Source organism: Variovorax sp. P5_A3 (assembly GCF_056400665.1).
Window position 1 is genome coordinate 213,614 of sequence record NZ_JBFUKW010000012.1, and the last position, 19,968, is coordinate 233,581.

A 19,968-nucleotide genomic window follows, 5' to 3' on the forward strand; every position below is an offset into this window, starting at 1 on the left:
GGGGCAACCCTTTTTCGTTTGAGCTCCCATGATGATTGAAAGACAACTCTGGCATCCCGTTGCATTGACCGAAGACGTGACGGCGACACCCGTCGCGGTGCGTCTGCTTGGTGAGAGCCTCGTGCTGTGGCGCGACGATGCCGCAGCCATCCATGCATGGACGGATCGCTGTCCGCATCGCGGGGCGCAGCTTTCGCTTGGCAAGGTCGTCACCTGCGAAGGCGGCGCGCGACTTGAATGCCCGTACCACGGCTGGCAATTCGAGGCCGGTGGACGGTGTGTGCAGGTCCCCGCCTTGCCGACGTTCATTCCCCCGGCGACCCACCGCGCGACGACGCATGCGGCGCGCGAGGCAAGTGGTCTGGTGTGGGTTCGCCTCGATGCATCGGCCGAGGGGGAGGGCGACGATTTGCCCGCCTTCGTCGCCGAGGACGACACCCGCCTGCGCAAGCTCAACTGCGGCCCCTACGACGTCGAGACCAGTGCGCCGCGCCTGGTCGAGAACTTCCTCGACATGTCGCATTTCGGTTTCGTGCACGAAGGCTGGCTGGGCGCGCGCGACATGACCGCCATCGACGACTACCGTGTCGAAGCCACGCCGAACGGCCTGCTCGCGACGGGCTGCAAGGCTTGGCAGCCGCAATCCACCATCAACTCGACCGCGCCCGCGCAGGTCGAATACACCTACGAAGTCACCGCGCCCTACGCGGCGGTGCTGACCAAGATCCCCGAGGCGGCAAGCGTCGGCATCGACGACTACCGCGAATCGATCGCGCTCTACATCTGCCCGATCGACGCAGAGCGCAGCCGCGTCTGGTTCCGCCTCGCGACGGCGGACTTCGATCGCGATGACGCCGCCTTGCGCGCCTTCCAGGACACGATCTTCCTGCAGGACAAGCCGGTGCTCGAATCGCAGCGCCCCAAGACCCTGCCACTGGACCTGCGCGCCGAACTCCACACCGTGGCCGACAAGGCCTCGTCCCTCTACCGTCGCCACCTCAAAATGCGTGGCATCACCTTCGGAGTCTGCTGATGAACACGCCCCGCCACACCGTTCGCGACATTCCCGCGGACCGCCTCCCGGCGCTGCTGCGCGCCATGCCCAAGGCCGAACTGCACATGCACATCGAAGGCTCGCTCGAGCCCGAGCTGATCTTCGCGCTCGCGCAGCGCAACGGCGTTTCGATTCCCTATGCCAGCGTGGAAGACCTGCGCCGCGCCTATGCCTTCACCAACCTGCAGACCTTTCTGGACATCTACTACGCGGGCGCGAGCGTGCTGTTGAAGGAGCAGGACTTCTACGACATGGCCTGGGCCTACCTGGAGCGCGCGGCGGCGGACAACGTGATCCGCACCGAGATGTTCTTCGATCCGCAGACGCACACCGAGCGCGGCGTGCCGATGCAGACCGTGATCGACGGCCTGCATCGCGCCTGTGTCGACGCCAAGGCGAAGCTGGGCGTCGATGCGGCCCTGATCCTGTGCTTCCTGCGCCACCTGAGCGAGGAGGATGCCTTCGCCACGCTCGAACAGGCGCTGCCGTTCCGCGACCGCTTCATCGGCGTCGGCCTCGATTCGAGCGAACTCGGCCATCCGCCCGAGAAGTTCGCGCGCGTTTTCGCGCGCTGCCGCGAACTGGGCTTCCACCTGGTCGCGCATGCGGGCGAGGAAGGGCCGCCGGCCTACGTGTGGAGCGCGCTCGACGTGCTCAAGGTCGAGCGCATCGACCACGGCGTGCAGAGCACCAAGGACCCCGCGCTGATGAAGCGCCTCGCGCAGGACCGCATTCCGCTGACCGTCTGCCCGCTGTCGAACCTCAAGCTGTGCGTATTCCCGGACCTGGGGCAGCACAACCTGCGCGAACTGCTCGATGCCGGCCTGGTCGCCACCGTCAACTCGGACGATCCGGCCTACTTCGGCGGCTACATGAACCAGAACTTCATCGAGACCTTCGCCGCCACCGGCCTGACGGCGCAGCACGCGTGGCAACTCGCGGCGAACAGCTTCGAGGGCAGCTTCGTCGATGCGGCGGCCAAGCGGGCGTACGTCGAGCGGCTGAACGCGGCGTTCGACGCGTTCGCCTGAAAGAGCAACAGGGCGTACGCGAGCCGCCTTCGTCATCGTTTCGCCATGGGTGAGGGTTAACCTCGATAAGGGTTTTCCCGATATCGGCCAGACGCGCCGACCGGGCTCTTCGTGGCGCGCAGCTGCGCGCCCAGCCACTCTCATCCAAAGGATCCGATATGAAAGTCTCGCAATTTGTCGCAGGTTCCCTGCTCGCCGCCTGTACCGTGACCAGCGTCCAGGCCCAGACCGTCCAGGGCAGAAGTCGCGCCGAGGTCGAGGCCGAAGCCATCGCCGCGGCCCACGCGCCCGATCAGAACGTCACGCGCGGCTCGCGCGGCCCGGAGCGCTTCACGCCGATGGCCGATCCGGCAAAGGTCCAGCAGCAGGCCATCGACACCGCGAACGCACGGGACCAGAACGTGACCCGCGGTTCGCGCGGCGCAGAGCCCTTCACGCCGATGGCCGATCCGGCGGTGGTCAATGCCCAGGCGGTTTCCACGGCATCGGCGCCCGACCAGAACGTGGTGTCGGGTTCGCGCGTGAATAGCAAGGTGATCTCGACGATGGAGAACCCGGCCGCTGCGCGCGCTCAGGCGCAGCAGGGATCCGGCGCTGCAGCCAAGTAAGCACGACGCAAACGTCCAGTTCCGGGCGCCKGCGGGCGCCCGGGTCATTTCAGGACCGCCTCAGGTGTCCAGCTTGCCGAAGGCCGGATCGCTCACCGAGTGCTTGCCGGTTTCCACGCGTCCGGCGATGCGGCGGTAGAAGGTGGCGTCGGAGTCGCAGGTGACTGCGAAGTCGTACCACTGGCCGCTGGCATCCAGGTCCCAGTGCTTCTCTTCGTCATCGCCGCCCTTGACCCGGACGACCCACGGGCCGTCGCTGCGGTAGGCCTTGGCCTGGATCGTGAACTGGCACGTGCTCTCGCCGTCGTTGCGCAGCTTGAGGTACAGGTCGCCGCGCCGCGCGTCGTAGCCCACGCGCACTTCGGGCTCGGGAGCCTTGCCGGCGCGCAAGCGATTCAGGTCGCCCTTGAACTGGCGGTGGAAGCCGTTGGGGCCGAGCACCCACAGGTCATAGAGACCGGCGTTGTCGGTCATCGCAGTCCAGGTGTCGTCGAGCTTCTCGCCGCGCTCCACCATGTAGCGGCGCGGCAGGCGGTCGAGATGGAGCTTGTCGTAGACGTGGAACACGGCGCCGGCTTCGCCCGTGTTGGCGAACACGAGCTTGACCGTGCCGCGCCGCACATCGGTGTTCGCGCTGACATGCAGTTCGTACGGCAGCGCGCGCGACGGGCGTGTGCCGGGCGCCTGTTGCGGCAGCATCGGGTTCGCAGGCGGCGTGATGAGCGCGAGCTTTTCCTGGTCGGCACGCAGCATGTCGGCCTGGTCGCGGGTCTTGCGTCCGGCCAGCGTGGGCAGGACTTCGTCGTTGGGCCGGGCGAAGTTGAAGGCGCTCGTCAGGTCACCGCAGACCGACCGGCGGAAGCGGCCGATGTTCGGCTCCTTCACGCCGAAGCGCTTCTCCAGGAAGCGGATCACGGAGGTGTGGTCGAAGGCTTCCGAATTGACCCAGCCGCCGCGGCTCCAGGGCGAGATCACGTACATCGGCACGCGCACGCCGGGGCCGTACACGCGGCCATCGGGCTGCGGCTGGCCGGTGGTGCCGGGCGGGTTCGGATGCGTGAAACGCTCGAAGGCGACGTCGCGTTCGGGCAGCGTCGTCTTGCCCGCGGCCGTTCCGTCGGGGTTCAGGGACGGTGCGGAGGGCGAGGGGTAGTGGTCGAAGTAGCCGTCGTTCTCGTCGAAGTTGACCAGCAGCACGGTCTTGCTCCACACGTCCGGCACGGCGGTGAGGGCGTCGAGCGTTTCCTGGATGTACCAGGCGCCCTGCACGGGGCTGGACGGGCCGGGGTGCTCGGAATAGGTGGCCGGCGCGATGATCCACGACACCTGCGGCAGCTTGCCGTTCTTGACGTCCTGGCGGAAGCGCTCGAAATAAGTCTGCGGATTGTTGAAGTCGCCGGGCATGGTGTTGGCGATGCCCTTGTAGAGCGGGTTGCCGACGTCGTCGCTGGCCGGGTCGTAGGCGGGCGAGAGGGCGTCATTGCTCACCGGCTTGCCGGAGGCTTCATTCGCCTTGCGGTACTGCCTGAAGCCCGCCAGCGGGTTGTCGCCGAAGTTGTCGGGCATGTTCTGGTAGACGATCCAGCTTACCTTGGCTTCCTGGAGGCGCTCGGGATAGGTCTTCCATTCATAGCCGAGCGTCGATGCGTCGATCGAGTCCCACTCGTTGTTCAGCGACGCCACGCCGGCGCCGGTCGGGCCGTTGGTGCCGGTCCACAGGAACATGCGGTTGGAATTGGTGCCCGTGTGCATCGAGCAGTGATAGCCGTCGCACAGCGTGAAGGCGTTGGCCAGTGCGTACTGGAAGGGCAGTTCGGCTTCCTTGAAATAGCCCATGGAGGCGACGGTCTTGTAGCGCGCCCACTGTTCGATGCGGCCGCCGTCCCAGGCATTCTGGCCGTCGTTCCAGCTGTGCGGCGTGCCGGTGAAGCGCTGTGCGTTGCCCTTGCTGCTGTCCAGGTAGAAGGGGAGCGTAGGCTGTCCGTTGGCATCGAGCTGTTGCCAGACGCTGCGGCCCTGCGGCAGCGGAATGGTGAAGCGGTCGCCGAAGCCGCGCACGCCGCGCAGCGTGCCGAAGTAGTGGTCGAAGGAGCGGTTCTCCTGCATCAGGATCACGACGTGCTTGACGTCGTGGATGGTGCCGGTCTCGTTGTGCGCGGGAATCGCAAGCGCGCGACGAATGCTCGGCGGGAATGCGGCCAGCGTGGCGGCGGCGATGCCGGTGGTGGCGGTGCCCTGGATGAATTTGCGGCGAGAGTTCATGTTTCTGGTCCTCGTGTCGTGGTGGATCGTTCAGGGGGCGTAGCGAACGGCGGGTTTGTCGTTTGCCTCCGTCGCCGCGGGTGACATCGCGGCATCGGGCTTCTGGCTGCTTGCGGCAGCCGAGGGCGTCGTGGACGATGCGGCGAGGCTCGTCGGCGTCGCACTGCCGCTGCCGCCGCCACAGGCTGCGAGCGCCAGGGCCAGGGTCAATGCGCAAGTCGCGCGCACGGTCGGAACCACTTCATGCATGGGGAATGCCCTCCGGTTGTTGGGGATCGTTGTTTACGGCCAGCCTGGCGAGATTTGTGCCGGCTGATCGCGTCGGACGCCGAGGCTAGGCAGCCAACGTGACATCGCCGTGAAGAGACGCCGACCATTGCGCAACCAGAAGTGACATGCGAAGTGCGCTTGCCGGCACCGGATAAAATGCCGGCCCGGCGCTGCTGCCCCGCAGCGCCGTTTTTCATTCCGGGGCCATGTAGAGGACTACCATGTATAAAAACCTCGCAGCCGCGCTCGCGGCCGCCTGTTTTTTCCTTCCAGCTTTTTCCCAGACCGCGCCGAAGGCCGATCCATTGAAGATCGGCTTCGTGTATGTCGCGCCCATCACCGACGCCGGTTGGGTGCGCCAGCATGAGAGCGGTCGCAAGGCCGTCGAGGCCGCGCTCGCCGGCAAGGTGAAGACCACCTATGTCGAGAACGTCTCCGAAGGCGCCGATGCCGAGCGCGTGATCCGCGATCTCGCGCAGCAGGGCAACAAGCTCATCTTCACGCCCAGCTTCGGCTACATGGAACCCACCATGAAGGTCGCGCGGGACTTTCCGGACGTGAAGTTCGAATCGATCACCGGCTACAAGACCGCACCCAATGTCGCGACCGCGAACGCGCGCTACTACGAAGGGCGCTACCTGGCCGGCGTTGCGGCCGGCCGCATGACGAAGACGAACGTCGCCGGGTATGTCGCGGGCTTTCCGATTCCCGAGGTGCTGCAGGGCATCAACGCGTTCACGCTCGGCATGCGCTCGGTCAATCCGAAGGCGCAGGTCAAGGTGGTGTGGCTCGATGTCTGGTTCGATCCGCCGAAGGAACGTGACGCGGCGATGGCGCTGTTCAACCAGGACGTCGACGTGATCGCCTTCCATACCGGCTCGACCGCCGTGATGGCGGCGGCGCAGGAGCGCGGCAAGATGGCGGTGGCCTACCACTCGGACATGCGCAAGGTCGCGCCCGACGCGCAGATCGTCGCCGTCACGCACCAATGGGGCGGCTACTACACGGAGCGTGCCCGCGCGGCGCTCGACGGCACCTGGAAGAGCGGCCATGTCTGGGGCGGCGTCAAGGAAGGCATGATCCGCGTCGGCGATTTCGGCCCGAAGGTGCCGAAGGCCGTGCAGGAAGAGGTGCAGGCGCGGCAGCGCGACATCGCCGCCGGCAAGGTGAAGCCGTTCCAGGCCGTTGCCGACGTGCGCGACAACGAAGGGCGCGTCGTCATCGCCAAGGGCCAGAGCCTGAGTGACGAGCAGATCCTCAAAATGAACTGGCTAGTCGAAGGCGTACAAGGCAAGGTGCACTAGTCAGGCCAGGAATACCGCGGAACCGGTTTCGCCGGGCCGCTGGTATTGCCCCCTGCAAGGGGGGAGAGCGACACGAAGTGCGCGAGCCTGGGGGTGGGCTCTAGTGGACGAAGCCGCGTTTGCGGTGGAAGTAGGCGGCGTTGGGGTCGACGGACTTGACCTTGACGGCGGGCTGGCCGGCGTACACCGCACATTCCTCGGTGTGCGCCTTGTTCAGGACCGAGCCCGCGCCTAGCAACGAACGGTCGGGCAATGCGGCGCCGCCCAGCACGGTGACGCGCGTCCCCACCAGGCAGTAGGCCCCGATGCGGATCGGCTTGCAGTCCTGGCGCCCTTCGACCACGTTGATGCCATGCGTGATCAGTTGCGAGTGGTAGCCCGCGATGGTGGTGAAGGCGCCGATCTCGATCTTGTCCGTGCAGTCGATGATGTGCGACTTCGTGATGGCCGCATGCTCGCCGACCACAAGCACCGGCTCGCGCTGCGTGCGGTGCGTGAAATGGGCGCCCTTGGGCGGATGGCCCGTGATCCAGTTGGAGCGGTCGATCACCGAATGGGCGCCGCAATCCAGCTTGCCCAGATGGATTGCGACATTGAAATGGCCGATGTAGGCGCCTTCGCCCATTACAAGCTCACCCGGGAAGACGTAGGACAGGCCGATGCGCGCCCCGTCCGCGATCTGGTAGCCCCAGAAGCGCCGCAGCACCCAGCGCTTCAGCGCCCAGGGGAGGAACACCACGCCCAGCGCCAGCAGCTTCTTCATGACGAGGCCTGGCGCTCCCTGATCGCGCGCTCGTACACGGCCTTGTAGTTCGCTGCCATCTGCCTCGCGCTGTAGTGCGAGGCGTTCTCGATCCCGAGGCGGCGCATCTCGCCCAGCCGGGGCGCGGCCTGCTCGATGGCGGCGGCCATGGACTCCGGATCGCAGGGGTCGACGTACACCGCGCCTGTGCCACCGATCTCGTTCATCGGTGCGAGGTTGGAGGTGAAGACGGGGCAGCCGCAGGCCTGCGCCTCGATGATCGGCCAGCCGAAGCCTTCCTGGAGCGAGGGGAAGAGCAATGCCGTTGCGCTGGAGTAGATCGCGCGCAGCTCGTCGTGCGAGATCTTGTGTACCGTCCGGATCCTGTCGGCGACGCCATGCTCCTGCGCCAGCCTGGCCGACTCGGGCGCCAGCTCCGGCCCCACGAACAACAGGCGGTCCACCACCGGCGCCGCGCCGGCGGCGGCCGCGCGTTCCTGCAGTGCGATGAATGCCTCGACCACGCCCCGGCGGTTCTTGCGGTCCAGGTCCCAGCCCACGTGCAGCAGGTACTTGTCCTGCACCGAAACCCCGAGTCGATCCAGCAGGCGCTGCGCCTCCTCCGGGGCCACGGGCGCGAAGTTGTCGTTCAGGCCGTTGAGCACGGTCGTGACCTTGTGCTCGTCCGCGAAACCCATGGTCAGCACTTCGCGCTTCGTCATGTCCGACACGCAGGCGATGAGGTCGGCGCGGGCCATTCCCTTGACGATCAGCCGCTGGAACAGCCTGCCGGTCCAGCCGACGTTCCAGCCGTCCACCAGGCCCTTGGCGGCCTGCACCGCGATCACGTCATGGCAGGTGATGACATTGGGCTTGCTCGTCACGCGAGGGATGTACATGCCGTTCGAGTGGTCGGCGACATGTACCACGTCGGCCCAGCGGACCTGCGCCGCGAGCGAGGGTATGAAGAGGATGAACTTGTCGACATAGCCCAGCCACTTCCACCAGCGCGAGGAGGAGGGCACCCGAAGCACGCGCTTCGGCGGAGAGATCACCCGCAGGTTGCAACCCGTATGGGGAAGCTCGCGCTCCAGGACGCGTTTGAAGGCGAGCATGCTGGTTTGGCCATCGGGCTCATAGTTCGCTATCAGAAGCACTTTCATCTGCACTCGGCGCTCTTGGCGGCGTCACGTGTAGTCATTGCTCTTCCTGGAGTAGTTGGCGGGATTATGTGCGACCGCCGGGGTCAGCCGGAAGTACGATCGGTCTCGACAGCAGCGCTGTCGCCATATAGCGTCCATACGAGCAAGCACATTGCATACCGGCATTGCTGCCTTACCCTCCGTGCCCATGCAAGCGTACCGTGCCTCCCTTTTGCGATTCGACACCGCCGGCCAGCCGGTCTTCGACGAAGACGGCCTGCTGGTCGTCGGCCCCGATGCCGCCGGGCGGCAACTCGTCGTTGATGCGGGCGACTTCGGCGCCGTCGCGGCGCGGCATCCGGGTGTGACCGTCACTCACTGGCCGGGGCGGATCCTGGCGCCGGGCTTCGTCGACATGCACATCCACTTCCCGCAGACCGACATCATCGGCGCGCCCGCGGACGGCCTGTTGCCCTGGCTCGAGAACTACACATTCCCGGCCGAGAGCCAGTTTGCCGATCCCGCCCATTCGGCGGAGGTCGCCGAGGTGTTCTTCGACGAACTGCTGCGCAACGGCGTCACGACATCGCTCACCTTCGCGACCTCGCACCCGCAATCCGTGCAGGCGTTCTTCGAGGCGGCGCGGCGCCGCCAATTGCGCATGATCACGGGGAAGGTGCTGCAGGATCGTCATTCACCGGACGGTGTACGCGATCAAACTGAACAAAGCCTGATCGACACAGAATCTCTTATTCGCCAGTGGCACAACGTCGACCGGCTGGGCTACGCCATCACCCCGCGCTTTGCGCCGACCAGCACCGACGCGCAACTGCAAGGTGCGGGCGAACTTGCCGCGAAGTACCCCGACACCTGGATTCACTCGCACGTCGCGGAGAACAAGGACGAAGTGAAGTGGGCGCGCGAGTTGTTCCCGCAGGCGCGCTCGTACCTCGACGTCTACGCGGGCTTCGGTCTGATGCGCGAACGCGCGGTCTACGCGCATTGCATCCACTTCGACGACGACGACCGCCGGCTGATGCGCGAGACGAAGACCGCCACGGCCGTCAGCCCGACCAGCAATCTGTTCCTCGGCAGCGGTTTCTTCGACTTCGAGGGTGCCGACCGCATCGGCTACCGCTACGGCCTGGCCAGCGATGTCGGCGGCGGCACCAGCTTCAGCCCCTTCGCGACCATGCTGGCTGCCTACTACGCGGGCCGGGAAGGGCAGACCAAGCCGGGCGTCAGCATCCCGCCGTCGCAGCTCTGGTGGCACCACACGGGCGGGGCGGCGCGGGCGCTGGGGCTCGACGGGGTCATCGGCAACCTGCAGCCGGGCTGCGAGGCGGACTTCGTGGTCATCGACCCGAAAGCCACGCCGCTGCTCGCCCGCAAGACCGCGCTGGCGAACAACCTCGAGGAACTGCTCTTTGCGATGATCGTGCTGGGCGATGACCGCCTCATCGAGCGAACCGTGATCTCCCAGGCTTCGGCCGGTTGAGCGCCGGGGCAGGGCCGGCCTCTGCCTAGAATAGCGGCCCCGAGGAAGGACCTGACATGACCATCAAGAGTGACAAGTGGATCCGGCGCATGGCCGAGAAGAACGGGATGATCGAGCCCTTCGAGCCCGGACAGATCCGCGAGCAGGACGGCCACCGCATCATCAGCTACGGCACCTCGAGCTACGGCTACGACATCCGCTGCGCGCCCGAATTCAAGGTCTTCACCAACATCCACAGCACCGTGGTCGACCCGAAGAACTTCGACGAGAAGAGCTTTGTCGACTTCCACGGCGACAGCTGCATCATCCCGCCCAACAGCTTCGCGCTGGCCCGCACGGTCGAGTACTTCCGCATCCCGCGCAATGTGCTGACCATCTGCCTTGGCAAGAGCACCTATGCGCGTTGCGGGATCATCGTCAACGTCACGCCCTTCGAGCCCGAGTGGGAAGGCTACGTCACGCTGGAATTCAGCAACACGACGCCGCTGCCCGCCAAGATCTATGCGGGCGAGGGTTGTGCCCAGGTCCTGTTCTTCGAGAGCGACGAAGTCTGCGAGACCAGCTACAAGGATCGCGGCGGCAAGTACCAGGGCCAGCGCGGCGTGACGCTCCCCAAGGCCTGAGCCTTCCCAAAGGCAGCGGCCGGCCTCCGGCCCGGTCCTACATGGACTGGCGGCCAGCGCGTCGGCGTCGAAGTGCCGACGATCGGCAGCATCTCCTTCCATTCCACGCAGGAGGCGTGGCTTCAGGAGCGAGAACATGTCGATTTTCCAGAGCCTTCACGAGATGCATCCCTATCGGCTGCTGCTGCTCGCGACCCTTGTCGCCGTCGTGCTGGTGCAGGTCGTGGCCATGGTCGTGGTAACGCAGTCCCAGGTGCAAAAGGCCCATGCGCACTACGCGCAGGAGAGCGCCGCTCTGCCCGCCGCCGCGGAAAAAAATGCCGCGATCGCCCGGCCAAGTGCCAGGGACGGCGTCGTAAATGTTGGATACGTGGTTTACCGCTGAGCGCGTACCATCCTGCGACCGCCGCCCGGATGCGGCAAGGAGAGCGTCATGAGATGGGAAGGCAACGAACAATCCGATAACGTCGAGGATCGCCGGGACGGAGGTGGTGGAGGCGGCGGCTTTCCGATCGGCGGGCGCAGTGTCGGCATCGGCACCGTGGCCGTGGCGTTGATCGCCGGCTGGATCTTCGGCATCAATCCGCTGACCGTTCTGGGCCTGCTGAGCGGCAGCGAGCCGGCACCGCAGGTACAGCAGGCTCCGGCGCACAAACCCCCGCCGACTGACCGCGACGCGGCCTTCGTCTCGACAGTCCTGAAGAACACCGAAGTCGTCTGGACCGACATCTTCCGCCAGCACGGCGAGACCTACGCGCCGCCGAAACTGGTGCTTTTCCGCGGCGCCACGCCCACCGCCTGCGGCACCGGCCAGTCCGCCATGGGCCCGTTCTACTGCCCTGGCGACAAGAAGGTCTACATCGACCTCGGCTTCTATGACACCCTCAAGAACCAGCTCGGCGCGCCCGGCGTCTTCGCGCAGGCCTACGTCATCGCGCACGAGGTCGGCCACCACGTGCAGGACGAACTCGGCATCACGGACAAGGTCGACCAGGCACGCGGCCGGCTCAGCCAGTCCCAGAACAACGCCCTGAGCGTCCGGGTCGAACTGCAGGCCGACTGCCTGGCGGGCGTCTGGGCCCACCATTCCCAGGAATCCAAGCAGTGGCTCGACCCCGGCGACATCGAGGCCGCCATGAACGCCGCCCAGAAGATCGGCGACGACGCCCTCCAGCGCTCCGCCGGCCGCGCCGTCGTTCCCGACAGCTTCACCCACGGCTCCAGCGCCCAGCGCCAACGCTGGTTCGGCACCGGCTACAAGTCCGGAAATCTCCAGGATTGCGACACCTTCGCGTCTAAAAGCCTATAGCAGTCAGGGTCACCAACGGGAGACCAGAAACACCGCGGAACCGGCTTTGCCGGGCCGCCGGTGTTGCCCCCGGTAGGGGGCGGCGACGCGACACGAAGTGCGCAAAGCCTGGGGGCGAGCCATAGATGCGACAATAGCGGGTTAATGACAAGCTCCTTCTCCAATCTTTCCCTGGCCGAACCGCTGGCGCGTGCCGTAGCCGAAATGGGCTACGAAACCATGACGCCCATCCAGGAACAGGCCATTCCGGTGGTCCTGGCGGGCCAGGACGTGATGGGTGCGGCGCAAACCGGCACCGGCAAGACGGCCGCTTTCTCCCTGCCGCTGCTGCAGCGCATGCTCAAGCACGAGAACAGTTCCACCTCGCCCGCGCGGCATCCGGTGCGAGCGCTGGTGCTACTGCCCACGCGCGAACTGGCCGACCAGGTCGCCCAGCAGGTCAAGCTGTACGCCAAGTACACCAGCCTGCGCAGCGCGGTCGTCTTCGGCGGCATCGACATGAAGCCGCAGACGCTCGAGCTCAAGCGCGGCGTCGAAGTGCTGGTCGCCACGCCGGGACGCCTGCTCGATCACATCGAGGCCAAGAACGCGGTGCTCAACCAGGTCGAGTACGTCGTGCTCGACGAGGCCGACCGCATGCTCGACATCGGCTTCCTGCCCGACCTGCAGCGAATCCTCTCCTACCTGCCCAAGCAGCGGACCACGCTGCTCTTCTCCGCGACCTTCTCGCCCGAAATCAAGCGACTGGCCGGCAGCTACCTGCAGAACCCCGTCACGATCGAGGTCGCCCGGCCGAACGAGACGGCTTCCACGGTCGAGCAGCGCTTCTACAGCGTGAGCGACGACGACAAGCGCCGCGCGCTCAAGCAGATCATTCGCCAGCGCGGCCTCACGCAGGCTTTCGTGTTCGTCAACAGCAAGCTGGGTTGTGCGCGCCTCGCGCGTTCGCTCGAACGCGAAGGCCTCAAGACCACGGCGCTGCACGGCGACAAGAGCCAGGACGAGCGGCTCAAGGCCCTCGCCGCCTTCAAGGCCGGTGAAGTCGACCTGCTGGTCGCAACCGATGTGGCCGCGCGCGGCCTCGACATCAAGGACGTGCCGGCCGTCTTCAACTTCGACATCCCGTTCAACGCCGAAGACTACGTCCACCGGATCGGCCGCACCGGCCGCGCCGGCGCTTCGGGCCTCGCGGTGAGCTTTGCCAGCGGCGGCAACGACGTGCGCCTGGTGGCCGACATCGAGAAGCTGATCAAGAACAAGATCGAGCTCGAAGCGATCGAGTTCGAGGAAGACCGCCCACGCGGCCGCATCAACGATGGCCGCCGCCATTGGCGCGAAGAGGGCGAGGCGGGCGATGCACGCGATGTGCTCGACACGCTGGACCGTCCCCGCGAGCGCAGCGAGACACGTCCCGTGCGCGGCGGTGGTCGCCCGCATCGTGCGCCCGCGACGCCACGCGATCCCTTCTTCGAGCAGCCCTACGAGGCGCCGGAGCGCGAGGCTGCGCCGGCTTGGGAAGCCGCCGCCAAGGCCGCGCCTGCGCGCGGCATCTCGACCAATATCAAGACCAAGCGCAAGGTCGCCGCTCTCTTCAAGTCGGCGAGCTAGTTCAGGTCCCGGGCCTCTGTGCCTCTGGGCACTTGACCTGGATCAGTTCCCGCTCCTGCGGCGTTGCGCCGATCCGCACCGCGCTCAGGCAGCCGCCCCAGACGCAGCCCGTGTCGGTCGAGATCAGGTCGGGTCTTGAGACCCAGCCCAGTGTCGACCAATGGCCGAACGCTACCGTGGCGGTTCCCGTCTTGCGGCCAGGCACGTCGAACCAGGGCACGTAGCCTTCCGGTGCGGCGCCGGAGCCATCCTTGGTTTCGAACTCCATCACGCCATCCTCCGTGCAGAAGCGCAGCCGCGTCAGTGCGTTCACGATGACGCGCAATCGCGCGCTGCCGGTCAACGCATCGGTCCATTGGGCGGGTTCGTTGCCGTACATCGTCTGCAGGAAATCAGGCAGCGACGGGCCGCGCAGCGCCGATTCGACTTCCGAAGCGAGCGACAGCGTTTGGCCGATGGTCCACTGCGGCAGCACGCCCGCATGCACCATCAGCAGATCGCCGCCGCCGATCGCCTGGTGAAGCGCCATGTGCTGGTGGCACAGCCAGTCGAGCATCGCCTCGCGGTCGGGCGCCTGGAGGATGCCGGCCAGCGTGTCCTTCCGCCCCGCCTTTCGCGCGCCATGCACCACGCCGAGCAGATGCAGGTCATGGTTGCCCAGCAGGCTGCGTGCCGAGGCGCCCAGGCGCTGCATGCGGCGCAGCACATCCGCCGACGCGGGGCCGCGATTGACCAGGTCGCCGAGCACAACCAGCGTGTCGCGGCTGGGCGAGAAGGCGATGTCGTCGAGAAGGCGCTGCAGGGGCGCGTCGCAGCCCTGCACGTCACCGATCAAGTAAAGTGCCATGGTCCCCATTCTCCCCCGCGTTCATGGATGTTCTCCTCCTGGCTTTGCTGACCACGCTCAACGCGTTGTTCGCAATGTCCGAAATGGCCCTTTCGACCAGCCGTCGCGCGCGCCTCGCCGCGCTGGCCGAAACGGGGGATGCGGGCGCCGCCGCGGCGCTCAAGCTGATGCAGGATCCGACGCAGTTCCTGTCGAGCGTCCAGATCGGGATCACCTCCATCGGCATGCTGAGCGGCATCGTGGGCGAGGCGGCCTTCGCGGAGCCGCTGGCGCTCTGGATGCAATCGGTCGGCATGGGTGCCGGCACCGCCAGCGTCGCTTCCACCGCGTTCGTGGTGACCTGCATCACCTTCTTCACGATCATCTTCGGCGAGCTCGTGCCCAAGCGCATCGGCCAGCTCTACCCCGAGCCCGTCGCGCGCTATGTCGCACGGCCGATGCGCGGCCTTGCCACCGGGGCCAAGCCCTTCGTGCTGCTGCTTGCAGGCGCGACGGCCATGGTCCTCAAGCTGCTGCGCATCGATTCGAATGCGGCGCGGGTGGTGACCGAGGAAGAAATCTCCGCCAGCCTGGAAGAGGGCGTCGACGCAGGCGTGATCGAGATGCACGAACACCAGATGGTGCGCAACGTGTTCCACCTCGACGACCGCCGGCTCACCTCGCTGATGGTGCCGCGTGCCGATATCGAATGGCTGGAAGCCTCCGGCAGCATTGCACAGAGCCTGAAGAAGGTGTCGGAAGCGGGTGCGCTCAACCTGGTCCATTCCTGGTACCCGGTTTGCCGCAACTCGCTCGACGACGTCGTCGGCGTGGTCAGCGTCGCGCAATTGCTCAAGCTGGGTCCCGACCATGAGGGGACCGTCGAGCAGGCTGCGCAACCCGCGGTGTTCGTGCCCGAGACGCTGACCGGGATGGAACTGCTCGAACAGTTCCGCTCGCGTGCCGGCCGGCTGGTGTTCGTGGTCGACGAATACGGCGTGGTGCAGGGGTTGATGACGCCGCGCGACCTGCTGGAAGCCATCACCGGCGAACTCCAGGTCGCGACGCACGCCGAGGCCTGGGCGCGCGAACGGCCCGACGGCGTTTGGGAGCTCGATGGACTGATGCCGGTGTCCGAGCTGCGAGCCCGGCTCGGCATCCGCGAGCTGCCGGACGAGGATCGCGGGCGCTACAACACCGTGGCGGGCTTGTTGATGTTCGTGTCCGGCCGGTTGCCCGAGGCGGGAGAGCGCATCGACTGCGCAGGCTGGTGCTTCGAGGTCGTGGAACTGGACGGCAAGCGGATCGACAGGGTGTTGGCGTTTCCGGATGCGGGGGCTGCAGATCTGGCGCCCTGAGCGTACCCCGGATAACCATCCGGAAATCTTCTCATAATAAGCAACGTAAGTTCTACATCTCCCTATGAGAGAATGAGAAGTATCTTCTCATTAATCTTCTCATAAAGAGCATGCGACCTCGCAATCAAGCCTCGCGCGACCAACTGGCCGCAGTACTCGCGCGCCAGCCAAGGTCCAGCGCGGCCGAGCTTGCCGAAGCGGTTGGTGTCAGCGTGCCGACCGTGCATCGACTGCTGGCGGAGCTCGAAGGGCAACTCGTCAGCAGCGGCAAGGCCCGTCGCGCGCGCTACGCCATGCGTCGCCCGCTGCGAGGCAGCATGGCCGACCTGCCGCTCTACGAGGTCGATGTCGAAGGCCGCGCCGAACTCGCCGGCCACATCACGCCCGTCTCGCCGCAAGGCACCCTGATGAACATCGCGGACACCGGCTGGCCCGTGGACGATGAATCGCGCGACGGCTGGTGGGATGGCTTGCCGTATCCGCTCTACGACATGCGTCCGCAGGGCTACATGGGCCGGCAGTTCGCGAGGGCGGAGCACCGCCAGCTTGCCGTGCCCGCCGATCCGGGCGAGTGGTCGGACGACGACATCCTGTTCGTGCTCAGCCGCAGCGGCTGGGATGTGAGCGGCAGCCTGATCCTGGGCGACCCGGCCTACGAGCGCTGGCTGCAGGCCAAGATTGCGCCGCCTGAACCGCTTGTCGGGTCGAAGGTCGGACCTGCCTATGCGCAGCTCGCCGAACACGCGATCGCCGCGGGCGTGCCCGGGTCCAGCGCCGGTGGCGAGTTTCCCAAGTTCGCGACGCTGCGCACGCTGGAGCCGCAAGCGACGCCCCACGTCCTGGTGAAGTTCTCGGGCGCGGATGGATCGCCTGCGGTCCGGCGTTGGGCCGACCTGCTGGTTGCCGAACACCTGGCCCTGGAATGCGCCGCCACCTTGCCCGGCATCGAAAGCGCAAGAAGTCGCATCGTCGCGCACGCCGGCCGGACCTTCCTGGAGGTGGAGCGTTTCGATCGACTCGGAATGTTTGGCAGGAGCCGTCTGTGCAGCCTGGAAACCGTCAATGCCGCATTGATCGGCGACAGCTCGATGGACTGGACGCGGATCGCGGACCGGCTCGTGCATGCCGGACTGCTGCCCCCGGTCGACGAGCGCCGTATCCAGCACCTCTGGTGGTTCGGCAGGCTGATCGCCAACACCGACATGCACCTCGGCAACCTCAGTTTCAGGCCTCAGGGTGAGTTGGCACTGGCACCGGTCTACGACATGGTCCCGATGCTCTACGCGCCGCTGCCGGGCGGGGAAGTCCCCCCTCGCACCTTCGAGCCGCCACTGCCGTTGCCGTCGCAGCGCGCCGTCTGGGCTGTCGCTTGCAAAGCCGCCGCGCTGTTCTGGCGTCGCGTTTCCGGCGACAAGCGCATCAGCGAGGCCTTCAGAGCGTCCGCCGCCGGCAATGCGCTGCTGCTCGAGGAGCGCGCCGAGCAGGTCTGATCCCCCACTCCTATACTGGCCGCCCCCAGCCCCGGAGACCCTCATGACCCTGCCCGCCACCACGCTCCAGATCCGCACCCTTGTCCGCAGCAACGGCGAACTCGAACTGTCGCTGCAGGAAGAGCCGATCCCGCAACCCGCCGCGAACGAAGTCGTGGTCCGCGTCGAAGCCGCGCCGATGAACCCGTCGGACCTCGGCCTGCTGTTCGGCGCAGCGGACCTTCGCACCGCGAAGGCGTCCGGCACGCCCGCCAGGCCTATCGTGACCGCGAGCATCCCCGAACTGGCGATGAAGAGCATGGCCGCGCGCCTGGACCAGTCGATGCAGGTCGGCAACGAAGGCGCCGGCGTCGTGGTGGCCGCGGGCACGTCGCCCGCCGCGCAGGCGCTCGTGGGCAAGACCGTCGCGATGATCGGCGGCGCGATGTACGCGCAGTACCGCTGCATCGACGCCAGCCAGTGCATGCCGCTGCCCGAGGGCGCGACCCCGGCCGACGGCGCGTCGTCCTTCGTCAATCCGCTCACGGCGCTGGGCATGGTCGAGACGATGCGTCGCGAAGGCCACAAGGCGCTCGTGCACACCGCGGCCGCGTCCAACCTGGGCCAGATGCTCAACCGCATCTGCATCCAGGACGGTATCGGCCTCGTCAACATCGTTCGCAAGAAGGAGCAGGAAGACATCCTGCGAGGCCTCGGGGCGAAATATGTGTGCAACGCCACCTCGCCGGCCTTCATGCAGGAGTTGACCGATGCGCTGGTCGCTACCGGCGCCACGCTGGCCTTCGATGCCATCGGCGGCGGCAAGCTGGCCGGGCAGATCCTCACCTGCATGGAAGCCGCCATCAACAGGACGGCCACGGAATACAGCCGCTATGGCTCCACGGTCCACAAGCAGGTCTATATCTACGGCGGGCTCGATCGCAGCCCCACGGAATTCACCCGCGGCTTCGGCATGGCGTGGGGCATGGGGGGCTGGCTGCTGTTCCCCTTCCTCCAGAAGATCGGCGCCGAAGGGGCGCAGAAGCTGAAGGCGCGCGTGGCGGCGGAACTCAAGACCACCTTTGCGAGCCACTACACCCGGGAGGTTTCGCTGGTCGAGGCGCTGGGCCTGGACGCGATCGCGGCGTATGCAAAGCACGCCACGGGCGAGAAGTACCTGCTCAATCCGAACAAGCAGGCGAAGTAATTCCGGCCAATGGGCGCCGCCCGGCGCCCGCAGGGCGATCAGCCCATGGCAAGGCGGGTGCCGTTGCTGGTCGTCTTGCGGATGCCGTCCCGACCGTAGAAGAGCTGAACGCTGGACTGCAGAAAGTGCAGCGCTTTCTGCGTGAAGTCGAGGTGCGTGTAGACGATCGAGCCGTTGCGCAGGTTGTGGGCGCGGGCGCGTTCGGCCAGTTCGAGCAGGGTGGCCCAGGCCTGGCGCGTCGCTTCGCCGCCGGCAGCCGCCGCGGCATCGGCTCCGGCCGGGCCGGGTTCGAAACCGAGGGCCGCCTGCGCGGTTTCGCGCTGGCGATCGAGTTCGGCGATGCGGTCCAGCAACTGGACCTTCTGTTCGGAGATCGACGCCAGTTCGCCGAAGAGGCCGTTCGACATGGCCCGCTCTTCGGCTTCCAGGACAGTGAGGAATTCTTCGACGCAGGACTTCTCCGCGTGGAGGTAGAGCAGCATGGTGTTCATGGATTCTTATTGGAATCGAGCAGATCGCGAACGCTGTCCAGCAGGCCGCTGGCGATGCGTTCGGGGTTGACCTGGTAGCGGCCGGCGCGGATGTCCTCGCGGATCGCCGCGACGCGGGCCGCGTCGAAATCGCCGCTGCCGGGCGCGGCGGGCAGGGCATGGACCTGTCCCGACACTGTGACCGCCCCCTTCGCGCGATCCGCGGCTTCGGTGCCGGATGCGGGAGCGGTGCCCGCCTTGGGAGTGCGGGGGAGGGGCGTGGCCGAGGGGGCGGGTTGGTCGATTTTCAAGATGATTCCTCAAAGGGCTGACCCGTATATCGGCGGGGCAGGCAGGATCTTTAGCCTCTATATGTCACAAATTGCGCATTCCGGCTACTGACCCAGCCGGATCTGCCCGTCTTCGCCGGCCACGCCTGTCAAAAGGCGGCCGTCCCGGGTCTTGGCCTGCACCGTGGCGCCGACCTCGGCCCGGGTCATGGCCTTGCCCTCGGTGCTGACGACGAAGCCCTGTCCCTGGGCGACCAGTTGCACCGTCTGGCCTTGCTGGATCACCACCACGCCGCGCATCAGCTCCTTGCGCAGCGGCGCACCGGCGGCGATCCGGTTGGCGGTGACGACCCCGGTCAGTGCCGAAGCGTCGGTGACGACGGAGCGCGGCAGCCCGCTGAGATCGCCCGTGCGCTCGGTGATGTCAGCCTCGCCGAGCGCCTGCCCCGCCTCGATCGCGCGCGCGGCCACGTAATAGCGGCCTTCCACGGCGACGTGCGCAGGCAAGAATCGCGTCCAGGGCTTCTCGCCCCGGCAGCGCAAGCCGACGGACACGCGACCCCAAGGGGTGGCGCCGGCCGGCATGAAAGCCTCGAAGTCGTCACAGGGAGGAAGGGCGCTCGATCCGGATGTCGTCACGCTGAACGTCACCTTGCCCGGCAGGCCTGCGGTCTGAACCTGCAGGAACTTGTCGATCGCGGAACGCGCCGCTTCAGGCAGCGGCGCGGCGGCCAACGCGGCGGTCGCGCCCATGCCCGCCACGACTGTCGGCAAGGCCAGGCGTGCGAGGCGGATCCAGTGTTTGCGGTATTCCATCGCGGTCGATTCTAGGAAGGCACTGCGCTAGGCGAAGGTGCGAAGTGCTGGAGAAAACCCCCTTTGTTCGACCCATTGCAA

The 19,968-nt window shown here is 66.7% G+C and carries 20 protein-coding genes; 12 read left to right on the plus strand and 8 right to left on the minus strand.

Features of this window, described 5'->3' with window-relative positions:
* The first annotated feature begins 31 nt into the window (after positions 1 to 31).
* The 3 genes from AC1D3B_RS20200 to AC1D3B_RS20210 all read left to right on the plus strand — a co-directional run bounded on the left by AC1D3B_RS20200 (position 32) and on the right by AC1D3B_RS20210 (position 2,693).
* A complete protein-coding gene (locus AC1D3B_RS20200) occupies positions 32 to 1,033 on the plus strand; it encodes an aromatic ring-hydroxylating dioxygenase subunit alpha (protein ID WP_478192480.1) in 1,002 nt (333 codons plus the stop codon).
* Positions 1,033 to 2,085, plus strand: coding sequence for an adenosine deaminase (locus tag AC1D3B_RS20205; RefSeq protein WP_478192444.1), 1,053 nt, complete (start codon positions 1,033 to 1,035; stop codon positions 2,083 to 2,085). Before AC1D3B_RS20200 ends, AC1D3B_RS20205 begins: the two co-directional genes overlap by 1 nt.
* Before the next feature lie 158 nt (positions 2,086 to 2,243).
* The gene (locus AC1D3B_RS20210) at positions 2,244 to 2,693 is read left to right on the plus strand and encodes a hypothetical protein (protein WP_478192445.1); all 450 of its coding nucleotides are present in this window, start codon (positions 2,244 to 2,246) and stop codon (positions 2,691 to 2,693) included.
* 60 nt (positions 2,694 to 2,753) lie between these two features.
* Here AC1D3B_RS20210 and AC1D3B_RS20215 read toward each other — a convergent pair whose 3' ends face one another.
* Together AC1D3B_RS20215 and AC1D3B_RS20220 are read right to left on the minus strand one after the other, a co-directional pair.
* A complete protein-coding gene (locus AC1D3B_RS20215; RefSeq protein ID WP_478192446.1) occupies positions 2,754 to 4,955 on the minus strand; it encodes a phosphocholine-specific phospholipase C in 2,202 nt (733 codons plus the stop codon).
* A gap of 30 nt (positions 4,956 to 4,985) precedes the next feature.
* Positions 4,986 to 5,204 carry a hypothetical protein gene (locus AC1D3B_RS20220; RefSeq protein ID WP_478192447.1) on the minus strand — a complete coding sequence of 73 codons (219 nt, stop codon included), beginning with the start codon at positions 5,202 to 5,204 and terminating at the stop codon, positions 4,986 to 4,988.
* 242 nt (positions 5,205 to 5,446) lie between these two features.
* Here AC1D3B_RS20220 and AC1D3B_RS20225 point away from each other — a divergent pair, with 242 nt between their 5' ends.
* Entirely contained in the window at positions 5,447 to 6,529 is a 1,083-nt protein-coding gene (locus tag AC1D3B_RS20225; protein ID WP_478192448.1) for a BMP family ABC transporter substrate-binding protein, read from the plus strand.
* Between the two features lie 100 nt (positions 6,530 to 6,629).
* Here AC1D3B_RS20225 and AC1D3B_RS20230 read toward each other — a convergent pair whose 3' ends face one another.
* Positions 6,630 to 7,292 carry an acyltransferase gene (locus AC1D3B_RS20230; protein ID WP_478192449.1) on the minus strand — a complete coding sequence of 221 codons (663 nt, stop codon included), beginning with the start codon at positions 7,290 to 7,292 and terminating at the stop codon, positions 6,630 to 6,632.
* Positions 7,289 to 8,434 carry a glycosyltransferase family 4 protein gene (locus tag AC1D3B_RS20235; protein WP_478192450.1) on the minus strand — a complete coding sequence of 382 codons (1,146 nt, stop codon included), beginning with the start codon at positions 8,432 to 8,434 and terminating at the stop codon, positions 7,289 to 7,291. The genes AC1D3B_RS20230 and AC1D3B_RS20235 overlap by 4 nt, the downstream gene beginning before the upstream one ends.
* Before the next feature lie 187 nt (positions 8,435 to 8,621).
* Between AC1D3B_RS20235 and guaD the strand changes: the two genes are divergently transcribed.
* The 5 genes from guaD (at position 8,622) to AC1D3B_RS20260 (ending at position 13,451) form a co-directional block, all read left to right on the plus strand.
* Positions 8,622 to 9,911 (plus strand): guanine deaminase, encoded by a 1,290-nt coding sequence (gene guaD, locus AC1D3B_RS20240; protein WP_478192451.1) that lies wholly within the window; start codon positions 8,622 to 8,624, stop codon positions 9,909 to 9,911.
* A 56-nt stretch (positions 9,912 to 9,967) separates the two neighbouring features.
* A complete protein-coding gene (gene dcd, locus AC1D3B_RS20245) occupies positions 9,968 to 10,534 on the plus strand; it encodes a dCTP deaminase (protein ID WP_478192452.1) in 567 nt (188 codons plus the stop codon).
* Between the two features lie 136 nt (positions 10,535 to 10,670).
* A complete protein-coding gene (locus tag AC1D3B_RS20250; RefSeq protein WP_478192453.1) occupies positions 10,671 to 10,919 on the plus strand; it encodes a hypothetical protein in 249 nt (82 codons plus the stop codon).
* 48 nt (positions 10,920 to 10,967) lie between these two features.
* Positions 10,968 to 11,843, plus strand: coding sequence for a KPN_02809 family neutral zinc metallopeptidase (ypfJ, locus tag AC1D3B_RS20255; protein ID WP_478192454.1), 876 nt, complete (start codon positions 10,968 to 10,970; stop codon positions 11,841 to 11,843).
* A 144-nt stretch (positions 11,844 to 11,987) separates the two neighbouring features.
* On the plus strand, positions 11,988 to 13,451 hold the full coding sequence (locus tag AC1D3B_RS20260) for a DEAD/DEAH box helicase (RefSeq protein ID WP_478192455.1): 1,464 nt from the start codon (positions 11,988 to 11,990) through the stop codon (positions 13,449 to 13,451).
* 1 nt (position 13,452) lies between these two features.
* Here AC1D3B_RS20260 and AC1D3B_RS20265 read toward each other — a convergent pair whose 3' ends face one another.
* The gene (locus AC1D3B_RS20265) at positions 13,453 to 14,298 is read right to left on the minus strand and encodes a symmetrical bis(5'-nucleosyl)-tetraphosphatase (protein ID WP_478192456.1); all 846 of its coding nucleotides are present in this window, start codon (positions 14,296 to 14,298) and stop codon (positions 13,453 to 13,455) included.
* A gap of 23 nt (positions 14,299 to 14,321) precedes the next feature.
* On the opposite strand from AC1D3B_RS20265, the gene AC1D3B_RS20270 reads away from it, so the two are divergent.
* From AC1D3B_RS20270 to AC1D3B_RS20280, 3 genes are all read left to right on the plus strand, one after another.
* Positions 14,322 to 15,635, plus strand: a complete 1,314-nt coding sequence (locus AC1D3B_RS20270) for a hemolysin family protein (protein WP_478192457.1) — start codon at positions 14,322 to 14,324, stop codon at positions 15,633 to 15,635.
* A gap of 110 nt (positions 15,636 to 15,745) precedes the next feature.
* Positions 15,746 to 17,125, plus strand: coding sequence for a type II toxin-antitoxin system HipA family toxin YjjJ (yjjJ, locus tag AC1D3B_RS20275; RefSeq protein WP_478192458.1), 1,380 nt, complete (start codon positions 15,746 to 15,748; stop codon positions 17,123 to 17,125).
* A gap of 43 nt (positions 17,126 to 17,168) precedes the next feature.
* Positions 17,169 to 18,311: a zinc-binding dehydrogenase gene (locus AC1D3B_RS20280; protein ID WP_478192459.1), complete on the plus strand. Its 1,143-nt coding sequence runs from the start codon at positions 17,169 to 17,171 to the stop codon at positions 18,309 to 18,311.
* A 38-nt stretch (positions 18,312 to 18,349) separates the two neighbouring features.
* Here AC1D3B_RS20280 and AC1D3B_RS20285 read toward each other — a convergent pair whose 3' ends face one another.
* The 3 genes from AC1D3B_RS20285 to flgA all read right to left on the minus strand — a co-directional run bounded on the left by AC1D3B_RS20285 (position 18,350) and on the right by flgA (position 19,887).
* Positions 18,350 to 18,802, minus strand: a complete 453-nt coding sequence (locus AC1D3B_RS20285; RefSeq protein ID WP_478192460.1) for a flagella synthesis protein FlgN — start codon at positions 18,800 to 18,802, stop codon at positions 18,350 to 18,352.
* Positions 18,799 to 19,092: a flagellar biosynthesis anti-sigma factor FlgM gene (gene flgM, locus AC1D3B_RS20290; protein ID WP_478192461.1), complete on the minus strand. Its 294-nt coding sequence runs from the start codon at positions 19,090 to 19,092 to the stop codon at positions 18,799 to 18,801. The genes AC1D3B_RS20285 and flgM overlap by 4 nt, the downstream gene beginning before the upstream one ends.
* Before the next feature lie 84 nt (positions 19,093 to 19,176).
* Positions 19,177 to 19,887 (minus strand): flagellar basal body P-ring formation chaperone FlgA, encoded by a 711-nt coding sequence (flgA, locus tag AC1D3B_RS20295; protein ID WP_478192462.1) that lies wholly within the window; start codon positions 19,885 to 19,887, stop codon positions 19,177 to 19,179.
* Positions 19,888 to 19,968: the final 81 nt, after the last annotated feature.